Genomic DNA, 20144 nt, shown 5'->3' with positions numbered 1-20144 from the left:
ACAACAGGTTGAAGATGGGAGCCGCCCTCCCCGGTTCAAGACCGGTCAGGCCTGCGCGCGCAGCAGGGCTTCGGCGAACCCGTCCATGGTCCGTTGCGGGACGGCGTTGTTGTTGAGGATGACCACGGCGCCGCGCCCGTCCAGCCGGTGGCCCAGAACCGAGCGGTAGCCGTTGGTGTTGCCGGTCTCCCAGGCCGCGCGGACGTCGGTCCCGCCGATGGACACGGTCCGCACCCGACCGCCCAGGGCATAGCTGTCCGACGCGACCTCGATGGTGGTGAGGGCGGCGCGCGAGGCCGCCGACAGGAAGCGGGTGTCGTACACCCGGTGAGCGAACCCCAGCAGGTCGGCGGCGGTGCTGTACCAGCCGCCCGCCGCCGCCAGGAAGGGCGGGCGCGGGTTGGTCCATTCCACCGGCGGAGAGACCGTGCGGTAGGACATCACATCGGGCGGCGCGACCGGCGTGGTGTGGCGCATGCCCAAGGGGTCCAGCACCAGCCTGCGCATCGCCTCGGGGTAGGGCTGACCGGTGACCGCCTCGATGATCGCCAGCAGCAGGATCCAGTTGGACAGCGCATAGTCGAACCGGGCGCCGGGCTCGAACACCAGATCGCCGGTGGCCAGGCGGCGCACGGCCTCCGCCGTTCCGACCCAGGGTTCGCGCAGCAGGGCCGGATCGGCCTCGACCGCCGCGCGGAAGGGATTGGGCGCCCCGCTGCTGTTGGACAGCAGACGGCGCAGGGTGATGTGGGCGCCGGTCGCGGCGGGATAGTCGGGCAGCCAGGTCGTGATCGGCCCGTCCAGCGACAGTCGCCCCTGCTCCACCAGCCGCATCACCGCCACGGCGGTCAGCCGCTTGGAGATGGAGGCGATCCCCAGCGCGGTGTCTGCGCGCATCGGAAGGCCCTGGCCGATATGGGCCATGCCGCTGGCGTGGACGCTCTGCACCCGGCCCCGACGCCCCAGCAGGACCACGCCCTGGAAGCCGTGGTCGCGCACCATGCCCTCGATCACGGCGGCGACCGCAGGCGTATCGGCCCGGGCGACGGCGGGCAGCAGGCTGGCGGCCCCGGCGCCCATGGCGACCCCCAGCAGCGTCCGGCGGTCCGGGCGCGAAAGCGGCGTCTCGATCATTAGTTATTCCTCACTTGCCTCGACCCGCCCGTGACGGCACGGAGCGGTCATGTGGTCGCCACCCCGCTCCCTCACCGCCTCGATGTCGGCCCGAGTCCCGGCCGCGCCAACGGCGTTTCGGTGAACGACCATGGGCCTCGGTGAACGCAACCGGCTGGTCGCCCTGGCCCTGACCGTCGCGGGGCTGATCGTCCTGCTGACACCGCAACTGGCGGTCATGCTGTCGCCAGCACCCGACAGGCCGACGCCGGTCTGGAGCCTGTGCGAGCGACCGGATCGGTGCCAGTCCGTCGATGTGTCCGATCTGTCTCTGGACGCGCCGGTGACGACGCTGAGGACGGTCTTCGTCGCCGACCGGGCCGCCCTGACCTCGCCGCAGGCCGTGCACATCGCCGCCACTGCCAGCGCCGAGGTCTGGTGGAATGGCGAGCGGATCGGGACCAATGGGCAGGTCGGGCCGGACCGGACGCGGGAAGTCCCCGGCCGCTTCAGCGCCGTCATCCCCGTGCCGCAGGATCGCATTCGTCCGGGCGAGAACATCGTCGAGGTTTGGCTGTCATCGCACCACCTGTGGGCTCCGATCCGGCGACCGATCCATGAACTGGCGGTGGGTCCGCACAGTGATCCCCTGCGCGGGACGCTCAGCCACTACCTGCCGACCCTGCTGCTGATCGGCCTGCTGGCGCTGGCCTTTGTCGGGGCGGCGGTCCTGTGGGGACTGAGGCGAGGTCCTTGCGGCGCCGCCGCCCTGACGCTGCTGAGCGGCGCGGTGCTGGCGCAGGCGGCGGTCGAGGCGTCCAAGCTGGTGCTGACCTATGCCTATCCCTGGCAGTTGGCCCGGTTGGCGACGGTGGCGGGGCTGGCGGCGCTGGCGGCGCTGGTGCTGGGCCTCGGCGCGACACCCCTCATTCCGGATCGCCGCCAGAGACTGTGGGTCGGCCTCGGACTGGCGGCCGCCCTTGCGGTCGCCTTGTTTGGGCCGCCGTGGTGGGACGCCAAGGCCGCGTGGGCCTTCCGGGCCGGCGTCTTCACCGCCCTGCTCAGCGCGGGTCTCGGCGCCGTCGGTGGCGAGCGGCGCGCGCGATGGGTGCAGATCGCCTGCGTGGCGGTGCTGGCCCTGTCGTGGAGCGCCTACTTCCTCGACGGCCTCTACTATCTGCTGTTCCTGATCCTGTTCGGCGTGCTGGCGGTGAGGGTCCTGCGGCGCCCCGCGACGGCGCCCGCCACGCCTTCGCCCGATCAGACCCTGTCGCTGCCGAACGGCGCCTCACGCCATCTGATCCGCGCCGAGAGGCTGCTGCACGTCCGGGCGGATGACGACTACAGCCTGGTCACCCTGACCGACGGCCGCGAACTGCTGTCCACAGCCAATCTGGCCGCGCTGATCGCCCTCGCCGAGGGCCGCCTGCTGCGCATCCACCGCAGCCACGCGGTCAATCCGGCGCACATCGTGGCCGTGCATCGGTCAGGACGCGAGGGCCATACCGTCGAGCTGACCGACGGGCTCCGCCTGCCGGTCGGCAGAACCCGTCGCGCGGCGGTCGAGGCCCTGCTCGGTTGAGGGTCAGGCGCAGTCGTCACCCGGCATGGGCTTGAAAACCTTGCGGTAGACGCCACAGTCCGCCGCCAGAACCATGCCGCTGCGCCACTGGGCCGACCCGTCCAGCGTATGGGCGAAGCCGAGCATCACATTCGGCCGCTCCAGCCGCCGCGATCCGCCCAGATCGCGGATCAGGCGATTGATCTCGTCCTGCGGCAGCAGCACCAGCTTGCTGGCGATCACCGTGTTGTAGCTCGCCGGCAGGACCCGGTAATCGAACGACTCCGACGGGTTCTGGAAGCCTGGGTCCGAAATCCGCAGATACTCCCGATTGAACCGCTGCAGGGTGATGTGCTCGCCATTGCCGGTCTGCATGACCTGATCGAAATAGCGGTCCGGCCGGGTCAGATAGTCCTTCAGCTCCGCCTTGGTCATGCCGGTCGCGCCCTTCAGCAGCATGTCCAGCAGCTCGGCCTTCATCTGCCGGATCGGCTCCAGCAGCCAGTCGGGCGTGATCGCCTCGATGATGTCGCCCACGACCGCGATGCTCAACCCGATGAAAGTCGGCAGCCCCGCCATGGAAAGGATATGCCGGGTCGAATAGTCAGTGAGAATCCGGTCCGCCTTCTCGGTGTCCGCCTTGCGATCGGGGTTGAAGAACAGGGCCAGAGCCACCTCGTGACTGACCTGCGGCCACAGACGCAGGCCCTCGTCGATGTCGTCGCGCCAGCGCTCCTTGTAGGTGATCTGCAGGCCGTTCGCGGTCACATAGGCCGCCAGCTCGGCGCCGAGGGCGACGTTGGAACAGCTCCAGTCCGTCCAGCCGCAGTTGGCGATCCGCCGCTGCAGGTCCGCCTTGTGGGCGTAGTAGGCGTTGATATCCGCGTCGAGGTTGGCTCTCAGGGTCGAGAACAGCCGGGGCACCGACATATTGGTGCTCGAGCTGGCGCGGGGCAGCAGGTCATTCAGCGGCGTCCCCGGACGGGCATCGACCATGGTCGCGTAGATCTGGTCGTGGATGGGAATGATGTTCGCGCTGAAGAAGTCCCCCGTCAGCTCCCCGGCGGGAAGCCGCTTGTCGATATAGCCTTCCAGCACAATGTGCCGGACCGCGTTGTCAGGCGGCGTCAGGGTGAAGGGCGCGCCGGAGAAGTGGTTGATGAAGGTATGGCCGTACATGTCGCCGGCGGCATGGGTGAGGAAGCCCAGCCGGAAGGCATGACGCCAGTTGTTTTCCTCGAAGCTGCGCCACACATGCTCCAGCCAGGCGTCCGAGCCTTGGGGGATGCCGCTGTCGTGGGGATCGGGGTGGATGACCTGCTGGCCGGTCAGGATGTCCGGATAGGCGTCCGGCCCCAGAACCCCGGCGCGGTACTGCGCCCGGCCATACTGCAGCGCGTTCATCGTCCGCTGGTCGACCCGATAGCGCCGGACCTCCCCGGTCGCGAGAATGGGGATGTCGACGTAGCCGTCGTCCAGGGCGTCCCGCGCGGCGATCTCTGCGAAATAGACGTGGGATGTCGGCTTCCAAGCCGCCGCGGCCGTCGGCATCAGAACCGCCGTTGCAGCAAGCACCGCCGCGCTGACGCGCGCGAGACGTGAGCGGGTGAACATGATCGATCTCCGAACGAAGCGCCCCTCGCAGCCGCCGGGCCTCCAAACCCGGACAGCGCGATAACTTCGTTATGGATGATCCCGCTAAGGGAGATCGGTCAACTCAAAACTCTTTCTGGTTGTGGATAGCCACACAGGCCGGCGCCGTCCGTGGAGGCGTCGTTTGAGCGATAGTGGTGCGGTCAGACCGCCTCGTTGAGCAGGGCGTTGCGGTAGCCCTCGACCCAGAGGTTCCGGCGGCGGCGGCTGCGTTCGGCGTGGTAGATGTGGGCCAGTTCGGCGTAGCTGCGGTCGAAGTCGTCGTTGACGAAGACGTAGTCGAACATGTCGCAGTGCTCGATCTCGCCCTTGGCGTTCTGGATCCGGCGCTCGATGACTTCGTCGGCGTCCTGGGAGCGGGTCACCAGACGGCGGCGCAGCTCTTCGAGGCTGGGCGGCAGGATGAAGACGCGGACCGCGTCCTCCGGGCATTTGTGGGCGATGTCGCGGGCGCCCTGCCAATCGATGTCGAACAGGACATCGCGGCCCTCGGCCAGGGCGCGGTCGATCGGGGCGCGCGGGCTGCCGTAGCGGTTGCCGTGCACATCAGCCCATTCGAGGAAGGCGTCCTCGTCGATCAGTCGCTGGAATTCCTGGTGGGTGACGAAATTGTAGTCGCGGCCCGCGACCTCGCCCGGACGGATGTCGCGGGTGGTCATCGACACCGACAGCTCCAGACCGCCGTGGTCCGCCATCAGGCGGCGGCAGAGCGACGTCTTGCCGGCGCCCGAGGGGCTGGCGACGATCAGGAGGACGCCCCGGCGGGGCGTGCGTTCATTCGACATTCTGGACCTGTTCGCGGAGCTGTTCGATGACGGCCTTGAGCTCAAGACCGATTCCGGTGAGCGCGGTCGTAGCCGATTTCGAGCAGAGGGTGTTCGCCTCCCGCATAAATTCCTGCATCAGAAAGTCGAGTTTCCGCCCGGCGGGGGGTTGCTGCAACAAAGTGCGGGCCGAGGCGATGTGGGCGGTCAGGCGATCCAACTCCTCGCGGACGTCCGCCTTGGTGGCCAGAGCGGCGGCCTCGAGGAAGATGCGATCCTCGAGCCCCGGCGCATCGGGGGCCAGTTCGGTGATGCGACGGGTGAAGCGTTCGCGGATGGCCTCGACCTGGGCGGCGGCTTCCCGCTCCGCGTCCGCGACCAGAGTCTCGATCCGGTCGATGAAGCCGGTGATGACGGGCAGGAGTTGCTCCCCTTCCCGCCCACGCGACGCCTTGAGAGCGTCCAGTGCGGCGTCGATGGAGGCGGCGATCTTCGTCTCGATCAGGGCGCGGGCCTCGGCGTCATCGACCTCTTCGGGGGCCTCCAGCACGCCGCGCAGGGCCAGCAGGCCGTCGGCGGACGGCGGCACCGCCCCCTCCTCCGCCAGCTGGTTGGCCAGCTGGAGATAGCGGGCGAGGATGTCCTCATTGACCTTGAGGGCCACGACGCCCGCGTCGGCGCGCTTGGCCTGAACACCGAGCGTGACCTGTCCCCGGTTCAGCTTGGCCTGGCCGGAGGCCTTGGCGAGACGTTCGAGGTTATCGAATCCGGGCGGACCACGGAAGCGGACCTCCAGATTGCGACCGTTGACCGAGCGGGCCTCGATGGACCAGCTCCAGTCGCCGTCCGCCCCGTCGGCGCGGCCAAAGCCTGTCATGCCGGAGATGCGGGTCATTGGGCGGCGGCCGGTTGCTGGGGAACGCGAATGACCTGGGCGCCGGGCGGGACCTCGACGCCGGGGGGAACGGCCTCGGGCAGGACCGGCGCGGGCGGTTCGGCGGGCAGCCCCGCGCGACGACGCTCGATGGCGCGCCAGCGGGTGACGTTGGCCAGATGCTCGTCATAGGTCCGGGCGAAGGCGTGACCGCCGGTACCGTCCGCGACGAAGAAGATGTCGTCCGTGACCGGCGGGTTCAGCACGGCGGCGACCGCGTCCCGGCCCGGGTTGGCGATGGGCGTCGGAGGCAGGCCGTCGATCTGGTAGGTGTTCCAGTCGGTGTGCTGGTCGATCTCGGAGCGGCGCAGGCCCCGGCCCAGCGGACGGCCCTTGGTGATGCCGTAGACGATGGTCGGATCGCTCTCCAGCCGCATCCCGGCGCGCAGGCGGTTCGAGAACACCGCCGCGACGCGCGGACGCTCGGCGGGCACGCCGGTCTCCTTCTCGACGATGGAGGCCAGGATCATGGCTTCGTCCATGGTGCGGACCACGCTGTTGGGGCCACGCGTGGCCCACAGGCGGGTCAGGTTGTCGTCGCGCGCGCGCTGCATGCGGGCGATGACCGAAGCGCGGGTGTCGCCACGCGAGATCTCATAGGTGTCGGGCCACAGGCTGCCCTCCTCGGGCACGGTCTCGACCGCGCCGGTGAGGATCGACTGGCGCATCAGGATGTCGACCGCCTGGGCCGAGCTCCAGCCCTCAGGCAGGGTCACGTAGTGGCGCACCACCTTGCCCGAGACCAGCAGCGTCAGGACCGAGCGCAGTGAGGCGCCGGACGGCACCTCATACTCGCCCGCGCGCAGCTTGCGGTCGGCCCCGGTGAGGGTCGCCGCGGCCTTGAACATGTCGGTCGAGCGGATCACGCCCGCGGCCTTCAGCTGGGCCGCGATGGCGCTGACCCCGGCCCCGCTGGGCAGGGAGACGATGGTCGCCTCGCCCTGCCTCGCCGCCGGGCCGGGCGCGTAGAAGACGCTCCACGCCGCCACCAGGGCCGCGATCAGGAACAGGCTGAAGGTCGCCGAGGCGGCCAGAAACGCCGTCTTGCGCCCGGGCGAACCCTTCTCCACCGACCGACGGAACACTCAGTCCACCTTCTTGAAGATGACCGAGGCGTTGGTGCCGCCGAAGCCGAAGCTGTTGGACATGGCGACGTCGATCTTCATCGGCTTGCCCTTGTGCGGGACCAGGTCGATGGGGGTCTCCATCTCCGGATTGTCCAGATTGATGGTCGGCGGGGCGATCTGGTCGCGAATGGCCAGCACCGAGAAGATGCTCTCGATGGCGCCCGCGGCGCCGAGCAGGTGCCCGGTCATCGACTTGGTCGAGGAGACGGCCAGATCCTTGGCGTGGTCGCCGACCAGACCCTCGATGGCCTTCAGCTCGATCCAGTCAGCCATGGTCGAGGTGCCGTGGGCGTTGACGTAGTCGAGGTCCGACGGCTGCATCCCGGCGCGCTTCAGAGCCGCCTTCATCGCCCGCAGACCGCCTTCGCCGTCCTCGGACGGCGCGGTGATGTGATAGGCGTCGCCCGACATGCCGTAGCCGACGACCTCGGCGTAGATCTTCGCGCCGCGCGCCTTGGCGTGCTCATACTCCTCCAGCACCATGATCCCGGCGCCCTCGCCCATGATGAAGCCGGCGTGGTCCTTGTCGTAGGGACGGCTGGCCTTCTCGGGAGTGTCGTTGAAGGCGGTGCACAGGGCCTTGCAGGCCAGGAAGCCGGCGATGCCGATGGGGACGATGGAGCTTTCGGCCCCGCCCGCGACCATGACGTCGGCGTCGTCCAGCGCGATCATGCGGGCCGCGTCGCCGATGGCGTGGGCGCCGGTGGCGCAGGCGGTAACGACCGAGTGGTTCGGCCCCTTGAGCCCGTGGCGGATCGAGATTTGACCCGAGGTCAGGTTGATCAGCGACATGGGGATGAAGAAGGGGCTGACCCGGCGCGGGCCCTGCTCCTTGAGGATGATGGCCGTATCGGCGATAGGGCCGAGGCCGCCGATGCCGGAGCCGACCATGACGCCGGTCCGCTCTTTCTGCTCGTCCGTCTCGGGCTTCCAGTCGGCGTCGGCCAGCGCTTCATCGGCGGCGGCGATGGCGTAGACGATGAAATCGTCGACGCGCTTGCGGTCCTTGGCCGACATGACCTTCTCGTGGTCGAAGACGCCGGGCTCGCCCGCCACGCCGCCGCCACGCCCGTCCACCGACGGGATCTCGCCCGCGATGGTGCAGCCGTAGCCCTCGGTGTCAAAGGCGGTGATGGGCCCGATGCCGGACCGGCCTTCCACAATACCCTTCCAGGTATGCTCAACACCCCAGCCGAGCGGGGTCAGAAGTCCAAGGCCGGTAACGACGACGCGACGCATTCCTGCATCCTTCACAGTGAATCTCGATGCAGAGAATAGAGAGCCGGGGGCGTAACCGCTAGGCGGGCGTGACAACGGCGTTCTCCTGCGCTGAGCGATGTCCGCACCCAACGGTAGAGCTTACTTGAGAATCGTTATGCTATAACATACACACAGGCGGGCGGCGCTGGCGCCTTCCTGCCCCGGACGCCGGTGTCGCGCTACGGCGCGGAAGTCGTCTGGGCGCTGGGACCGTGGAACGCCGCCCTGGGCGCCGTGCATCACGAGGCGCAGGACAAGACCGCCAAGAACGAGGCGCGATCGAAGGCCTACACCCTGGTCGACGCCCATCTGGCCTACCCCTTCACGGCGCCCGGCGGGCAATGGGAAGCCTTCGTCGAGGCGAGCAATCTGCTCGACGAGGACGCCCGCCCACACACTTCCTTCCTCCGCTATCGCGCCCCGCTGGGCGGTCGCGCGGTGACGGCGGGGGTGCGGCTGGCCTTCTGAGGCGGGTCAGGCGCCCCGCGTCGACCCCCGCTCGATCAGTTCAAACGGCAGGACCGTATCGGCGCCGGTGAATGGCCGTCCCCGGTTGCGGAATGCCTTCATCAGGTCCTCCAGCGCCTGACCGGCCAACGCGGCCAGCGGCTGGCGCACCGTGGTCAGGGTCGGCCAGACGCGGGTCGCCAGCAGGGTGTCGTCGAAGCCGCAGACGGCCAGGTCGTCGGGCACGCGGAGACCCCGGCTGTTCAGCACCCACAGGGCGCCCGCCGCCATCTCGTCATTGGCGGCGACGAGGGCGGTGGGCGGCTCCGTCAGGGCCAGCAACCGCTCGGCGCCCGCGATGCCCGAGGTGAAGCCGAAGTCGCCGGGGGCCTCCAACTGAGGCTCGACCGGCAGGTCATGATCGCGCAGGGCCTGCCGGTAGCCGTTCAGCCGGGCCAGGCTGTCGGAGTGATCCATCGGACCGGTGATCACCCCGATGCGGCGGTGTCCGGCCCGGATCAGCAGGGCGGTCAGGGCGGATGAGGCGGCTTCATTGTCGATGCGGGCGGTCGCCATGCCCGCCATGGGCGCGGCGGTGACCAGCCCCGCGACCGGGACCGCCAGGGCCACGGACGCCTCGGCGTCCAGCCGCTCCGCGAACGGCGGTATCAGGATCAGGGCCTCGGCGCCCGCGCCGACCACTTCCTGCGCCAGAGACGCCAGATCCGCCTCCTCCGGCGGGGCGGGCCGCAGGATGAGCTGCAGCCCCCGGCCCGCGGCCTCGGCGGCGATGGCGGCGACCAGGCCGGTCAGGAAGATGGAGTCGCTGGCCGGATAGATGCCCCCGACCCGGGACAGGCTGGCCCCGACCAGACGGCTGGCCGACAGATTGGGCGCATAGCCGAGGGCGGCGACGGCCTCGCGCACCCGCGCGCGGGTGTCCTCGCTGACCCGGCCCCGGTCGTTCAGGACGTTGGAGACGGTCATGGACGAGACGCGGGCGGCGCGCGCCACGTCCTCCAGCCTGACCCGATCACGCTGCACCCTGCTCATGCCTGTGGCCTATCCCTCGCATCCGGAGGCGGTCACGACGCGGGCGAACAGTGGGACCAGGGCCAGCAGGGCGGCAAGCCCCCAGAAGGCCGCCGGAAGACCGACCACATGGGCCACGGCGCCGACGCCCGCCGGGCCGACCAGAATGCCCGCATAGCCCGTGGTGGTGATGGCCGCGACGGCCAGAGCCGATGGCATGGCGGTCTGCGAGCCCGCCAGACGGAATAGCACCGGCACAATGTTCGACGCGCCCAGCCCGATCAGGACAAAGCCGCTGATGGCCAGAACCGGAACCGGGACCAGCAGCAGGACCCCGAACCCGGCAAGGGCCACGATCCCGCCCCAGAACAGGGTCCGGAAGTCGCCGATCCGCGCCGTCACCGCGTCGCCGACGAGCCGTCCGGTCGTCATGGCCAGGGCGAAGACGATATAGCCGACGCCGCCCTGCGACAGCGGGACCAGCCCCGCGCCGGTCAGCAACAGGGCGCTCCAGTCGAGGATCGCCCCCTCGGTCAGGAAGGTGACAGCCGCCAGCAGGGCCAGCAGCAGCACGATCCCGCGCGGGACGGCGAACAGGGGCGTCCCCTCCTCCGCAGGCGCGGAGACCATCAGACGCGGCCAGGCGAGGAAGACGGCTCCCGCGACGACCGCCGCGCTGGTCAGGGCGCAGATCAGGGGCGACAGGCCGAGCGACAGCAGGAGCGTCACCATGCCCGCGCCCGCGAACCCACCGATGCTGAACAGGGCGTGGAAACCGGACATCAGGGGCTTGTCGTCGCCCTTCTCCACCTCGACGGCGTGGATGTTCATGGCCACGTCCAGCGACCCCAACCCCGCCCCGAAGGCGAACAGGGCGAGGGCCAGCGTCAGCGGCGTGGCGGCGACGGCGAGGAAGGGCGTGGCGGCGGCCATCAGCAGGCCGCTGAGCACGATGATGGGTCGGGGCCCGTGCCTGGCGCTCAGCACCCCGGTCAGCCCCATGGCCAGAACCGAGCCGACGCCCAGGCAGAGCAACAGAAGACCGAGGACACCCTCGTCAATCCCAAGGCGGGCCTTGGCGAAGGGCACCAGAGGCGCCCAGCCGGCCAAACCATAGCCTCCCGCCAGGAAAGCCAGTCGGGTCGCCAGCCGCGCGCGTGCAGGATCGGTCGCCATCATCAGTCGCCGGAAGAGAAGAGGTCGGCCGCCGTGAAGGGACGCGCGACCGACCTCAGGTCGGCGTCAGGGGAGACCGACGCCTTGCGTTCCTTGTTTTTGGTTTATCGATAAACCACAAGAGAGGAAATCACCGTGCCTGCCGCTTTCTACACGCTACCCCTGATTAGATAGAAATCAAGATTTCCCCTTGCGGTTGCGGCGCACACTATCCTCTACTGGCTTCGCCATTCCGGCAATCAGGAGGGATTCATGTCGATCAAGCTGATGGGGGCCGCGTTCGCGGGGCTCGTGATGATGGGGTCGCTGGGCGGGGCCGCGCCCGCGCCTACGGCGGCGCAGCAGTACCATCCCTACTATCCGGGCGTGTACTGTTACCCGAACAACGGGCCGTGCTGGCCGATCATCTATTCGCACGACGTCTATTCGGACGAGAGCATGACCACCTGGATCGGTGGCGGAACCGACACCTGCGTCCAGTCCGGAAGCATGGTGTTCCGCAACGAGCCGTGGCTGCCCGCCGGCTATGACGTGAAGACGCCGCTGTACCTCTGCGCGCCGGGCGGTCCTTACATGATCCCCGACGACGGCCCGGCGTAAGGCCGCGAACCGAAAATGCGAGGCCCGCCGATCTCCGGACCGGCGGGCCTTTTGTCGACCTCAGTCCGCCTTGACGGCGCTGAGGCTCCAGTCGATCGGATTGCAGTACTCGCTGTTCTGCAGCGCCGTGGCTCGACGGAAACACTCCCGGTATCCGGGCGAGTTGACGACATGTCCCTCGATGAAGCTGCAGTAGTCTTCGGGCGGCATGATGCAGACCGGATCGGACGGATCGGCGGCGGCGGCGGTCGGCAGAACCACCGTCGCGGCGGCCAGCAGCAGGGCGGACGACAGTCGCAGGCGCATATCGCGAAGAGCGTTCATCAGTTCCTCCAATCGGGAGCCAACCTCCCGGACCGGGGCGACACACAGGATCGCGCACACCCCGTCTGTCAGTGGAGCGCCCGCCTCGCTTTCAAACAACTCTGAATATAATTAATCTCGCAAAAGTTACCTCAAGTTGAGGCAGGCAAGAGACCGAAACGAAGAAGCCGCCGCGGACCTTTCGGCGCGCGGCGGCTTCTGAACCGTTCGAAAGAACCGGTGGGGCTTAGCCCGCCAGCTTCTCGTCGATGAACTTCACGGCGTCGCCAACGGTCTGGATGTGCTCGGCGGCGTCATCCGGGATCTCGATGTCGAACTCTTCTTCGAAGGCCATGACCAGTTCGACGTTGTCGAGCGAGTCAGCGCCCAGGTCGTCGATGAAGCTGGCCTTTTCGGTGACCTTGTCCGGATCGGCGTCCAGGTGGTCGATAACGATCTTGCGGACGCGTTCCAGGGTGTCAGACATGGTGTCTCTGCCTTCTGATGCCGCCATGGCGGCTGTTGTCTCAATCCTTGCCGTACGGCGACGGCGGCGGCTGCGCAAGTCTGTAACGAAGACTCACGCCGACCGGTTGCAGCGCTCTAGCACAGCCATACGGGGGTAAAATAGCCCGTTGCTGTCTGTGAATGGGGTCAGGCGACCCGGCTGACGGCGAAATCGGCCAGCCGTTCGAGCGCCGTCTTCCACTCGCCGTCGGGCAGCGGCGACAGGGCCGCGATGGCCAGATCGGCATAGTCCCAGGCGAGGTCGATGGTCGCGCCGACCGCGCCGGCGCCCAGAACCAGTTCGCGGGCCCGCTTGAAGTCGTCCTCGCGGCGGTCGCCCTTGTTGATGGTGCGCTCCCAGAAGCCGTCGTCGTGGCCCTGGGTGCGGGCGGCGGCCAGCAGCAGCGGCAGCGTGACCTTGCCTTCGCGGAAGTCGTCGCCGGTGTTCTTGCCCAGATCGGCGGCCTGACCACCGTAGTCCAGGGCGTCGTCGGCGAGTTGGAAGGCCAGGCCCAGGTTCAGGCCATAGGCGCGGACGGCCTGAACTGCGGTCTCGTCAGCCCCTGCCCCGACCGCGCCGGATTCGGCGGCGGCGGCGAACAGTTCGGCGGTTTTGGCCGAGATGATCTGCAGATAGGTCGTCTGATCCAGCCCCAGATCGTGGGCGCGGGTCAGTTGCAGCACCTCACCCTCGGAGATCACCGCCGAGGCCTTGGCCAGGATGCCCAGAGCGCGCATCTGGCCGGTCTCGACCATCAGTTCGAAGGCGCGGGCGAACAGGAAGTCGCCGACCAGCACGCTGGACGGGGCGCCCCAGATCAGGTGGGCCGCCACCTTGCCCCGGCGCAGGTCCGAGGCGTCGACGATGTCGTCGTGCAGCAGGGTGGCGGTGTGAATGAACTCGACCGAGGCGGCCAGACGGACCGGCGCCTCCATGCCGTTCGGGGCGCCCACAGCGCGCGCGGCGGCGACGGTCAGCAGCGGACGCAGGCGTTTGCCGCCCGCCGCCACGATGTGATCAGCCAGCAGCGGAATCACCGGCACGTCGGACTGCATGCGCTCGACGATCAGGGCGTCGACCACCGCCATGTCGTCGCGCGACAGCCGGATCAACGGCTCCACGTCTCCCTTGCGACGGGTTTCGGCGACGGTGACAGCGTCCAACGGAATACTCATTCGGCACGGCGCGGGAGGAGGATCGCGCCTGAAAATCCAGCCGCCGCCTTGCCCGGCGACGATGCGGCGCACAATGGTGATCGCGCCAACAGGGGTCAAGCCGCGTGACCGTCGCATCCGCAACTGAATCTGCATCAGAAATCGTCGAGAACGCGCTTCTCGGGGGACGTGTCCGCCTGCTGCAACCGGCCCGGGGTTACCGCGCCGGAATGGACGCCGCCCTGCTGGCCGCCGCCTGCGACGCCGCCCCCGGCGAGCGGGTGATCGAGGCGGGCTGTGGCGCCGGCGCGGTGCTGATGCAGATCGCCGCGCGACGGCCGGGGCTGAGCCTGACAGGACTGGAACGCGATCCGGCCATGGCGGCGCTGGCCCGCCGCAACGCCGAACTGAACGCAGCGGCTGTCACCATTGTTGAAGGCGATGTGGCCAAGGGATTCCGCGCGCTGGACGTGCCCGTATTCGACCGGGCGGTGTCGAATCCTCCCTTCTTCGACGACCCGGGCGCCCTGCGCGCGCCCGCCCCCGGCAAGACCGGAGCCTGGATGGCCGATGACGGTCTGGAGGCCTGGACGCGGTTCCTGCTGAAGTCGGTGCGCGAGGGCGGCAGGATCGTCGTCATCCACCGCGCCGACCGGCTGGCCGATCTGCTGACGGGGCTGGGCGAGACGGCGGGCTCCTTCTCGATCCGCCCGGTGCACGCCTTCGCCGACGAGCCGGCCAAGCGGGTGCTGGTGCAGGCGATCAAGACCGGCAAGGCCCCGCTGAGGCTGCTGCCGCCGCTGGTGCTGCATGATCGGAGCGGCGCCAAGCACACGGCGGAGGCCGAGGCGATCCTGCGCGGGGAAGCGGGGCTGGAGTGGTGAGCCCGGCGGAACAACGCTATTCTGATCGGATGGAAACGTCCGACGCTTCATCCAAAGAGACTGTCTCCTACCGCTGGCGCAGTTCGATCCTGGTCGCGGCCCTGGTTCTGGCGCCGATGGTCGCACTGGCCATGGATGCACCGCGTTGGGCTGCGGTCCTGATCTTCGGCCTGCCCGTCTACGTCACATTGATCGTCACCACATGGCGGCGTCTCCGGGCGGTGAGGCTGAGCCAGGGCTGGATCGTGTTGATGCTCGTGGTGATCCATATCGGCCCCTACTGGGAGGGTCCGTGGGAATCCGAATTCTACCTCACCGACCTCATTGCCCTGATCCCGGTCGCCCTTGGCTGGTTCACCCGCGGTCCTCGCCCCGCCGCGCTTACGGCCTAAAGGGACCAGTAGCCTCCTCCCCTGCGCCCTGTGGTGGGAAGCTGGCTGGAGTGGCAGCCGCCTGGTCCTCGGATCGCCCATCACCTTCGCGGTCGCGGGCGTAGTGATGGGCCAGCGGAAAAGCTGGCAGCCACGCCTCGCGGCGCACCATCCAGTTCTCATAGGTCGGCGTCAGTTGGTCGGGCGCGTCGAGGGCGCCGAGGCTGATCTCGATCTCGTCGCCCGTGCACGCGAAGACGGACGAGCCGCAGCGCGGGCAGAAATGCCGTCCGGCCCAGTCACGGGTCTCGCCGCGAACGACCACCGCCGCCTCCGGGAAGATGGCCGTCGGCTGAAACAGCGAGCCGGAGTGCTTGCGGCAGTCGAAGCAATGGCACAGGCCCGCGCGAAACGGCCGCCCGGTCGCCTCGAACCTGACCGCGCCACACAGGCATCCGCCCTTGAACCGATCCATGCGCGGCTCCTTTCAGGGCTTAAAACGCCTGTGCCCTTCCCGGTTTCCGCCAGATATCGGAACGGCCGGGCCGATCAGGTGCTGGCGCGACTGTGCTAACGCCACGCTCCGACTTCTCCCGCGCCCGCCGACAAGCTATGCCACCCCCCATGTCCCTGCGCCCGCTCTTCGTCACCCACGTCTATGAAGCGTCGCTCGCCGGTTCGGCGGGGTTCGAGGCGTTCAATGCGGAGTTGGTCGACGCCTGCCGGATGCTGGCGGCCGAGGACACGGCCGGGCGTCAGTGGTGCAAGGAACACGGCTATCGCGGCTATACCTCCTACGGCTCCCTGACCGATCTGCCGGTGCGGCTGCCGGAGTTCGCCGAGCTGAAGCGTCATCTCGACAAGCACGCGCAAGCCTATGCCAAGGCTCTGAATTTCGATCTGGCGCGCAAGCCGCGGCTGGACAATATCTGGGTCAACATCCTGAAGCCCGGCGGCGGCCACACCAGCCATATCCACCCCCACGCCTTCCTGTCGGGGACGATCTATGTGGAGGTGCCGGACGGCGCCTCGGCGCTGAAGCTGGAGGATCCCCGGCTGGCGATGATGATGGCCCGCCCCGGCGTCAGCCCGGACGCGCCGGAGGCCGAACAGCCCTTCGTCTATCTGGCCCCGAAGCCGGGCACGATCCTGATGTGGGAAAGCTGGCTGCGCCATGAGGTGCCGGTCAACGCAGCCAAGACCGAGCGTATCTCGATCAGCTTCAACTACGCCTGAGGCTCGTCCGTCACCTCGGCCACAGCGATCAGCCGGTCGTAGAGAGAGCTGCGGTCCAGAGCCTGATCCAGCCGGTCCAGGCGGGCGGCGACGTCATCCGCCTCGCGATTGATGACCTCGGCCTCACGGTTCATGGCGAGCCACAGAGGGGTCAGGCGGGCGACCAGCGCCTCGCCTTCGGTGGTCAGGGATTGCCTGCGCCGACGCGCATCCTTGGGATCGGGCAGCGCCCGCACATAGCCCGCCGCCTCCAGCGAGCGCAGCGACTGGCTGACCGAGACGTGGGTGATGCGCAGCGCGGCGGCGAGATCGCCGACCGTCATCGGCCCGTTCTGGACGATCTGGTTCAGGACGCCGAACCATCGCTGTTCGAACCGGATGCCCAGCCGGGCGTAGACGCGGCCGACGTCGCGGTCGATCCGCTCCGACAGGCGGCGCAACTGGGCGCCGATGGCCGCGCCGTGGCCGCCTTTCAGATCCGTCATTCCGGCGGCTCCACGATGGCGGCGATCGCCATGATCCGGTCAGCGCGCTCAGGGTTGCCGCGATGGCGCGCCTTGGCCCCCTCGACCTCGAAGACCAAGCGCGGCTGCAGGCCATGCGGCCTTGCGTCGAACAGGGCGCGGGCGGCGGCGACGGTGTCGTCGCGAGCCGCCGCTGTCATCGCCATGCCCAGATGATAACCGGCGGTCGCCGGGCCCGGTCCGCATAGGATGTCCTTCACCGCGACATTCATGCCCCAATACCCATCGACCTCGCCATTGGTCAGCATGGCGAAGGTGACGTCCAGATCCTCATAGCGCCAGACCTCGCCGGCGATGCCGAAATGGCCGCCGGTGTTCCCCACCATCCGATGGCCGTTGATGGTCTCTTCCACGAACCCCAGGCCATAACGCCCGCGCCCCCGATCAAACAGACCCGTGGTGGCCATGGCGCGCATCTGGGGAGACATGAGCCGGCCATCCCCCAGGGCGGAGATGAAGGTCGACAGGTCCTCGACGGTCGAATAGCCGCCGCCGCTCGGATTGCCCCGGAACTGGTTGACGAAGAGGTTGTTGCGCCAGGCGCCCGGGACAGCCTCGTCGCGGGTGTAGCCGTCAGCACGGTTCGGGACGACCAGATCGAGCGGCCAGTCGCCGCTGCCGCTCATGCCCAAGGGCTCGAAGAGGGTTCGCCTGATGTGGTCGGCGTAGGCATCGCCGGTCAGGGCCTCGACGATCAGGCCCAGGATCACATAGCCGCCGTTGGAATAGCCAAACCGCTCGCCGGGCGTGAACTCCAGCGGCTGATGGGCGAACAGGGGCAGAAAGTCGCGCGCCTCGACGAAGGCCTGGGAGGGCTTCTCCGCGATCGCCTCCCAGTAGTTGCCGACGCCGGAGCTATGGGACAGCAGTTGGCGGGCGGTGACCCGCTCGGCGATGGGGCGGACGGGATAGTCCGGCAGGTAGCGCAGGATCGGGGCGTCCAAGTCGATCCGCCCCTGCTCCACCAGACGCAGTATCGCCGTGGCGGTGAACATCTTGCCGAGAGAGGCGACGTTGAAGCGGGTGTCGATACGGTTCGCCACGCCGAACACCCGGTCCGCCTGGCCCACCGCGCGCTGATAGAGAATCTGGTCGCCGCGCTTCAGCATCAAGGCGCCCGAGAAGTCCGCATCGATGATCAATTGCTCGACGGCGGCGTCGAGACGGGCCGCGATGGAGCCTCCGCTGTCCCCTGCCCTACCGAGGCCGCCCAGACTCAAGGCCCCCAGCCCCGCGGTGGCGCCCATCATCCTTCGCCGTGTCATTCGAATGCGCACTGAAGCCATCCCGCCATTTATGTAGGTACCTACATATATCGATATTCGAAGAATGACCAGCACGAAAACCTAGCGGCCGGTCAGCCCCTCCCAGGCCAGCATGGCGGCGCGGGCGGTGGCGGCCAGTTCCTCCGGTCCCGCGCCGTCTCGGGCGCGGAAGGTCATCCCCTGCTGGACCGTCAGATAGAAGGCCGCGATGGCCGCCGGATCGGCGGTCGGGGCCAGTTCGCCCGCCGCCCGGGCCGTCTCCAGCCGCTCGCGCATCGAGGCGAGGGAATCGACGCGGACCTGTTTCACCTCGCTGCACGCCTTGTCCGGCAGGGCGTCGGGGTTCACCCCGGACAGGGCGATCAGACAGCCTTGCGGACGCCCGCACTGACCGCTGGCGTTCGCCGTGGCCGTCAGCAGCCCCTCGATGGCTTCGCGCGCCGTCGGCGCCTCGCGCATCGACCGCCAGAGGACCGCGCCTTCCCGCTCGCTGTACAGATGCACCGCCTCACGGAAGAGGTCCTCCTTGCTGCCGAAGGCGGCGTAGAGGCTGGGCGCATTGATCCCCATGGCCGAGGTCAGGTCGCTCAGGGACGCGTCGGCATAGCCCTTCGCCCAGAACACATCGAGGGCGCTGGACAGGGCTTCATCGCGATCAAAACTGCGGGGACGTCCCGCCATAGCGGCTTCCGGACCTTATTTTAGAACAATCGCTACATAATCCCTTGCGCGGATCAGGCAAGCGACCCAGCTATTCTGTACCAATCGATACAGATTGGATGAACGCTTCAAGGATCATCGACATGACCGCCTCCTCACTCCCCCTTTCCGGCAAGCGCGCCCTCGTCACCGGCGGCAGCCGCGGCATCGGCGCCGCCATCGCGAAACAGCTGGCCGCCGACGGCGCCGACGTCGCCATCAGCTATGAGAAATCCGCCGAGAAGGCCGAGGCGGTCGCCGCCGAAATCCGCGCCCTGGGCCGCAAGGCCGTGGCCGTGCAAGCCGACTCGGGCTCGGTCGAAGGTCCGAAGCGGGCCGTCGAAGGCGCCGTCGCCGGTCTGGGCGGGCTGGACATCGTCGTGAACAACGCCGGGATCGCCGGCGGGACCCTGTTCGCCGACCAGACCGTGGAAGAGATCGATGCCCTGCTGAACGTCAACATCCGCGGCGTCCTGCTGACGACCCAGACCGCCCTGCCCCATCTGGGCGAAGGCGGTCGCGTGATCTCGATCAGCAGCGTCCTGGCCCATCGCGTGCCGTTCGCTGGCGTGACCGTCTATTCGGCCACCAAGTCGGCGCTGGAAGCCTTCACCCTGGGCCTGTCGCGTGAACTGGGTCCGAAGGGGATCACCGTCAATCTGGTCAAGCCGGGCGCCACCGACACCGACATGAACCCGGCGGACGGCCCGAACGCCGCCGGCCTGCTGGCGGGCACGGCCCTGGGCCGCTTCGGTCAGCCGCAGGACATCGCCTCGGCGGTCGCCTTCCTGGCCGGACCGGGCGCGAGCTACATCACCGGCACCAGCATCCTGGTCGACGGCGGCATCGGGGCCTGATCACGGGTGTGCGAGGGGGCGGTGAAACGCCCCCTCGTCGCCACATCGTTCCCAAAGCTCCCACGGTGAAGCTGTGGGGGAGTCGAGCGTGAAGGCTTTGGGTCTGGCGATGATGCTGCTGGCGGCGACGACCATCGGCGCGTGCACCGAACAGGCCGACGCCCAGCCTCCAGCAAACAGCGATCCCGCTGCCGAGGCGCGCCCTATGTGCTGAAGAGCACACAGGTCTGGACCGTGCCGGACCCGGTGTCGGGCCGGGACCATGAGGTTTTCGTCAGCCTGCCGGCCAGCTACGAGACCAGCCCGCAGCGGCGCCATCCGGTGTTGTATGTCACCGACGCCGATTACGCGCGCGCAGGCGCCGGACCAGCATCCGCACATAAAGAACAAGCGCGGTCCCAAGCCCACCGGCCACGAACGCCAGAACGCCGATCGCGATCATGTTGGCGCGATCCGGGGTAAAAGGGTTCATCATCACGGAGACAGCGAGACAGGCCCCCACCGCGGCGCAAGCCGGCGGGAAGACCTGCAGATAGAACAGGAAACCCCGGCGACGGTGCGCGTCGACCCACCGATCCCATCGCGCCCAGAATTCCGGCCCCATCGTCGTCCTCTCGCCGCTTTCCGCCTGTAAGTTTGCCCAAATCGACGGCGGCGGCTACATCCCGCGCCAACC

The 20144-nt window shown here is 68.5% G+C and carries 24 protein-coding genes; 8 read left to right on the top strand and 16 right to left on the bottom strand.

Translation table 11 applies throughout. From position 1 onward, the window contains the following. Nucleotides 1–45 precede the first annotated feature (45 nt). Nucleotides 46–1134 (bottom strand): serine hydrolase domain-containing protein, encoded by a 1089-nt coding sequence (locus tag ACTIEF_RS14710; RefSeq protein ID WP_439472887.1) that lies wholly within the window; start codon nt 1132–1134, stop codon nt 46–48. Between the two features lie 130 nt (nt 1135–1264). Here ACTIEF_RS14710 and ACTIEF_RS14705 point away from each other — a divergent pair, with 130 nt between their 5' ends. Then, nucleotides 1265–2695: a LytTR family DNA-binding domain-containing protein gene (locus ACTIEF_RS14705; RefSeq protein ID WP_439472886.1), complete on the top strand. Its 1431-nt coding sequence runs from the start codon at nt 1265–1267 to the stop codon at nt 2693–2695. Nucleotides 2696–2698: 3 nt separating this feature from the next. On the opposite strand, the gene ACTIEF_RS14700 is transcribed toward ACTIEF_RS14705, so the two are convergent. The 5 genes from ACTIEF_RS14700 to fabF all read right to left on the bottom strand — a co-directional run bounded on the left by ACTIEF_RS14700 (nt 2699) and on the right by fabF (nt 8391). Then, nucleotides 2699–4288: a hypothetical protein gene (locus ACTIEF_RS14700; RefSeq protein ID WP_439472885.1), complete on the bottom strand. Its 1590-nt coding sequence runs from the start codon at nt 4286–4288 to the stop codon at nt 2699–2701. A gap of 182 nt (nt 4289–4470) precedes the next feature. Then, entirely contained in the window at nt 4471–5112 is a 642-nt protein-coding gene (gene gmk, locus ACTIEF_RS14695; protein WP_439472884.1) for a guanylate kinase, read from the bottom strand. Beyond that, the gene (locus ACTIEF_RS14690) at nt 5102–5986 is read right to left on the bottom strand and encodes a YicC/YloC family endoribonuclease (RefSeq protein ID WP_439472883.1); all 885 of its coding nucleotides are present in this window, start codon (nt 5984–5986) and stop codon (nt 5102–5104) included. Before ACTIEF_RS14690 ends, gmk begins: the two co-directional genes overlap by 11 nt. After that, nucleotides 5983–7110: an endolytic transglycosylase MltG gene (gene mltG / locus ACTIEF_RS14685; RefSeq protein ID WP_439472882.1), complete on the bottom strand. Its 1128-nt coding sequence runs from the start codon at nt 7108–7110 to the stop codon at nt 5983–5985. Before mltG ends, ACTIEF_RS14690 begins: the two co-directional genes overlap by 4 nt. Continuing rightward, complete coding sequence (fabF, locus tag ACTIEF_RS14680) at nt 7111–8391, bottom strand: beta-ketoacyl-ACP synthase II (protein ID WP_439472881.1); 1281 nt, start codon at nt 8389–8391, stop codon at nt 7111–7113. A 141-nt stretch (nt 8392–8532) separates the two neighbouring features. Between fabF and ACTIEF_RS14675 the strand changes: the two genes are divergently transcribed. Beyond that, nucleotides 8533–8880: a TonB-dependent receptor gene (locus ACTIEF_RS14675; RefSeq protein ID WP_439472935.1), complete on the top strand. Its 348-nt coding sequence runs from the start codon at nt 8533–8535 to the stop codon at nt 8878–8880. A 6-nt stretch (nt 8881–8886) separates the two neighbouring features. Here ACTIEF_RS14675 and ACTIEF_RS14670 read toward each other — a convergent pair whose 3' ends face one another. Together ACTIEF_RS14670 and ACTIEF_RS14665 are read right to left on the bottom strand one after the other, a co-directional pair. Beyond that, on the bottom strand, nt 8887–9912 hold the full coding sequence (locus ACTIEF_RS14670; RefSeq protein ID WP_439472880.1) for a LacI family DNA-binding transcriptional regulator: 1026 nt from the start codon (nt 9910–9912) through the stop codon (nt 8887–8889). Between the two features lie 9 nt (nt 9913–9921). Then, complete coding sequence (locus ACTIEF_RS14665) at nt 9922–11067, bottom strand: MFS transporter (RefSeq protein ID WP_439472879.1); 1146 nt, start codon at nt 11065–11067, stop codon at nt 9922–9924. A gap of 252 nt (nt 11068–11319) precedes the next feature. Between ACTIEF_RS14665 and ACTIEF_RS14660 the strand changes: the two genes are divergently transcribed. Further along, nucleotides 11320–11667, top strand: coding sequence for a hypothetical protein (locus ACTIEF_RS14660; RefSeq protein WP_439472878.1), 348 nt, complete (start codon nt 11320–11322; stop codon nt 11665–11667). Nucleotides 11668–11727: 60 nt separating this feature from the next. Here the strand turns inward: ACTIEF_RS14660 and ACTIEF_RS14655 are convergent, their stop codons facing one another. The 3 genes from ACTIEF_RS14655 to ACTIEF_RS14645 form a co-directional block, all read right to left on the bottom strand. Next, nucleotides 11728–11991 carry a hypothetical protein gene (locus ACTIEF_RS14655; protein WP_439472877.1) on the bottom strand — a complete coding sequence of 88 codons (264 nt, stop codon included), beginning with the start codon at nt 11989–11991 and terminating at the stop codon, nt 11728–11730. Between the two features lie 226 nt (nt 11992–12217). Continuing rightward, complete coding sequence (locus ACTIEF_RS14650; protein ID WP_092312098.1) at nt 12218–12457, bottom strand: acyl carrier protein; 240 nt, start codon at nt 12455–12457, stop codon at nt 12218–12220. Between the two features lie 167 nt (nt 12458–12624). After that, nucleotides 12625–13641 carry a polyprenyl synthetase family protein gene (locus ACTIEF_RS14645; protein WP_439472876.1) on the bottom strand — a complete coding sequence of 339 codons (1017 nt, stop codon included), beginning with the start codon at nt 13639–13641 and terminating at the stop codon, nt 12625–12627. Nucleotides 13642–13862: 221 nt separating this feature from the next. Between ACTIEF_RS14645 and ACTIEF_RS14640 the strand changes: the two genes are divergently transcribed. Next, nucleotides 13863–14516: a tRNA1(Val) (adenine(37)-N6)-methyltransferase gene (locus ACTIEF_RS14640; protein ID WP_439472875.1), complete on the top strand. Its 654-nt coding sequence runs from the start codon at nt 13863–13865 to the stop codon at nt 14514–14516. A 29-nt stretch (nt 14517–14545) separates the two neighbouring features. After that, nucleotides 14546–14908: a hypothetical protein gene (locus tag ACTIEF_RS14635; protein ID WP_439472874.1), complete on the top strand. Its 363-nt coding sequence runs from the start codon at nt 14546–14548 to the stop codon at nt 14906–14908. On the opposite strand, the gene ACTIEF_RS14630 is transcribed toward ACTIEF_RS14635, so the two are convergent. Further along, nucleotides 14898–15362, bottom strand: a complete 465-nt coding sequence (locus ACTIEF_RS14630) for a GFA family protein (protein ID WP_439472873.1) — start codon at nt 15360–15362, stop codon at nt 14898–14900. The two genes, ACTIEF_RS14635 and ACTIEF_RS14630, sit on opposite strands and share 11 nt — an antisense overlap. Nucleotides 15363–15511: 149 nt before the next feature. Between ACTIEF_RS14630 and ACTIEF_RS14625 the strand changes: the two genes are divergently transcribed. After that, on the top strand, nt 15512–16123 hold the full coding sequence (locus ACTIEF_RS14625; protein ID WP_439472872.1) for a TIGR02466 family protein: 612 nt from the start codon (nt 15512–15514) through the stop codon (nt 16121–16123). On the opposite strand, the gene ACTIEF_RS14620 is transcribed toward ACTIEF_RS14625, so the two are convergent. The 3 genes from ACTIEF_RS14620 to ACTIEF_RS14610 all read right to left on the bottom strand — a co-directional run bounded on the left by ACTIEF_RS14620 (nt 16114) and on the right by ACTIEF_RS14610 (nt 18593). Further along, nucleotides 16114–16608 carry a MarR family winged helix-turn-helix transcriptional regulator gene (locus ACTIEF_RS14620; RefSeq protein ID WP_439472871.1) on the bottom strand — a complete coding sequence of 165 codons (495 nt, stop codon included), beginning with the start codon at nt 16606–16608 and terminating at the stop codon, nt 16114–16116. The two genes, ACTIEF_RS14625 and ACTIEF_RS14620, sit on opposite strands and share 10 nt — an antisense overlap. Continuing rightward, nucleotides 16605–17894 carry a serine hydrolase domain-containing protein gene (locus ACTIEF_RS14615; protein WP_439472870.1) on the bottom strand — a complete coding sequence of 430 codons (1290 nt, stop codon included), beginning with the start codon at nt 17892–17894 and terminating at the stop codon, nt 16605–16607. Before ACTIEF_RS14615 ends, ACTIEF_RS14620 begins: the two co-directional genes overlap by 4 nt. Nucleotides 17895–17993: 99 nt before the next feature. After that, a complete protein-coding gene (locus tag ACTIEF_RS14610; RefSeq protein WP_439472869.1) occupies nt 17994–18593 on the bottom strand; it encodes a TetR/AcrR family transcriptional regulator in 600 nt (199 codons plus the stop codon). Between the two features lie 122 nt (nt 18594–18715). Between ACTIEF_RS14610 and ACTIEF_RS14605 the strand changes: the two genes are divergently transcribed. Together ACTIEF_RS14605 and ACTIEF_RS14600 are read left to right on the top strand one after the other, a co-directional pair. Beyond that, on the top strand, nt 18716–19468 hold the full coding sequence (locus ACTIEF_RS14605; RefSeq protein WP_439472868.1) for a 3-oxoacyl-ACP reductase family protein: 753 nt from the start codon (nt 18716–18718) through the stop codon (nt 19466–19468). An 88-nt stretch (nt 19469–19556) separates the two neighbouring features. After that, nucleotides 19557–19682, top strand: a complete 126-nt coding sequence (locus ACTIEF_RS14600; protein WP_439472867.1) for a hypothetical protein — start codon at nt 19557–19559, stop codon at nt 19680–19682. A 117-nt stretch (nt 19683–19799) separates the two neighbouring features. Here the strand turns inward: ACTIEF_RS14600 and ACTIEF_RS14595 are convergent, their stop codons facing one another. Continuing rightward, nucleotides 19800–20072, bottom strand: a complete 273-nt coding sequence (locus ACTIEF_RS14595) for a hypothetical protein (protein WP_439472866.1) — start codon at nt 20070–20072, stop codon at nt 19800–19802. Nucleotides 20073–20144: the final 72 nt, after the last annotated feature.

Origin of the sequence: Brevundimonas sp. (assembly GCF_051858995.1) — a bacterium.
Classification (GTDB): Bacteria; Pseudomonadota; Alphaproteobacteria; order Caulobacterales; family Caulobacteraceae; genus Brevundimonas.
This window is presented reverse-complemented; position numbering and strand designations above follow the sequence as displayed.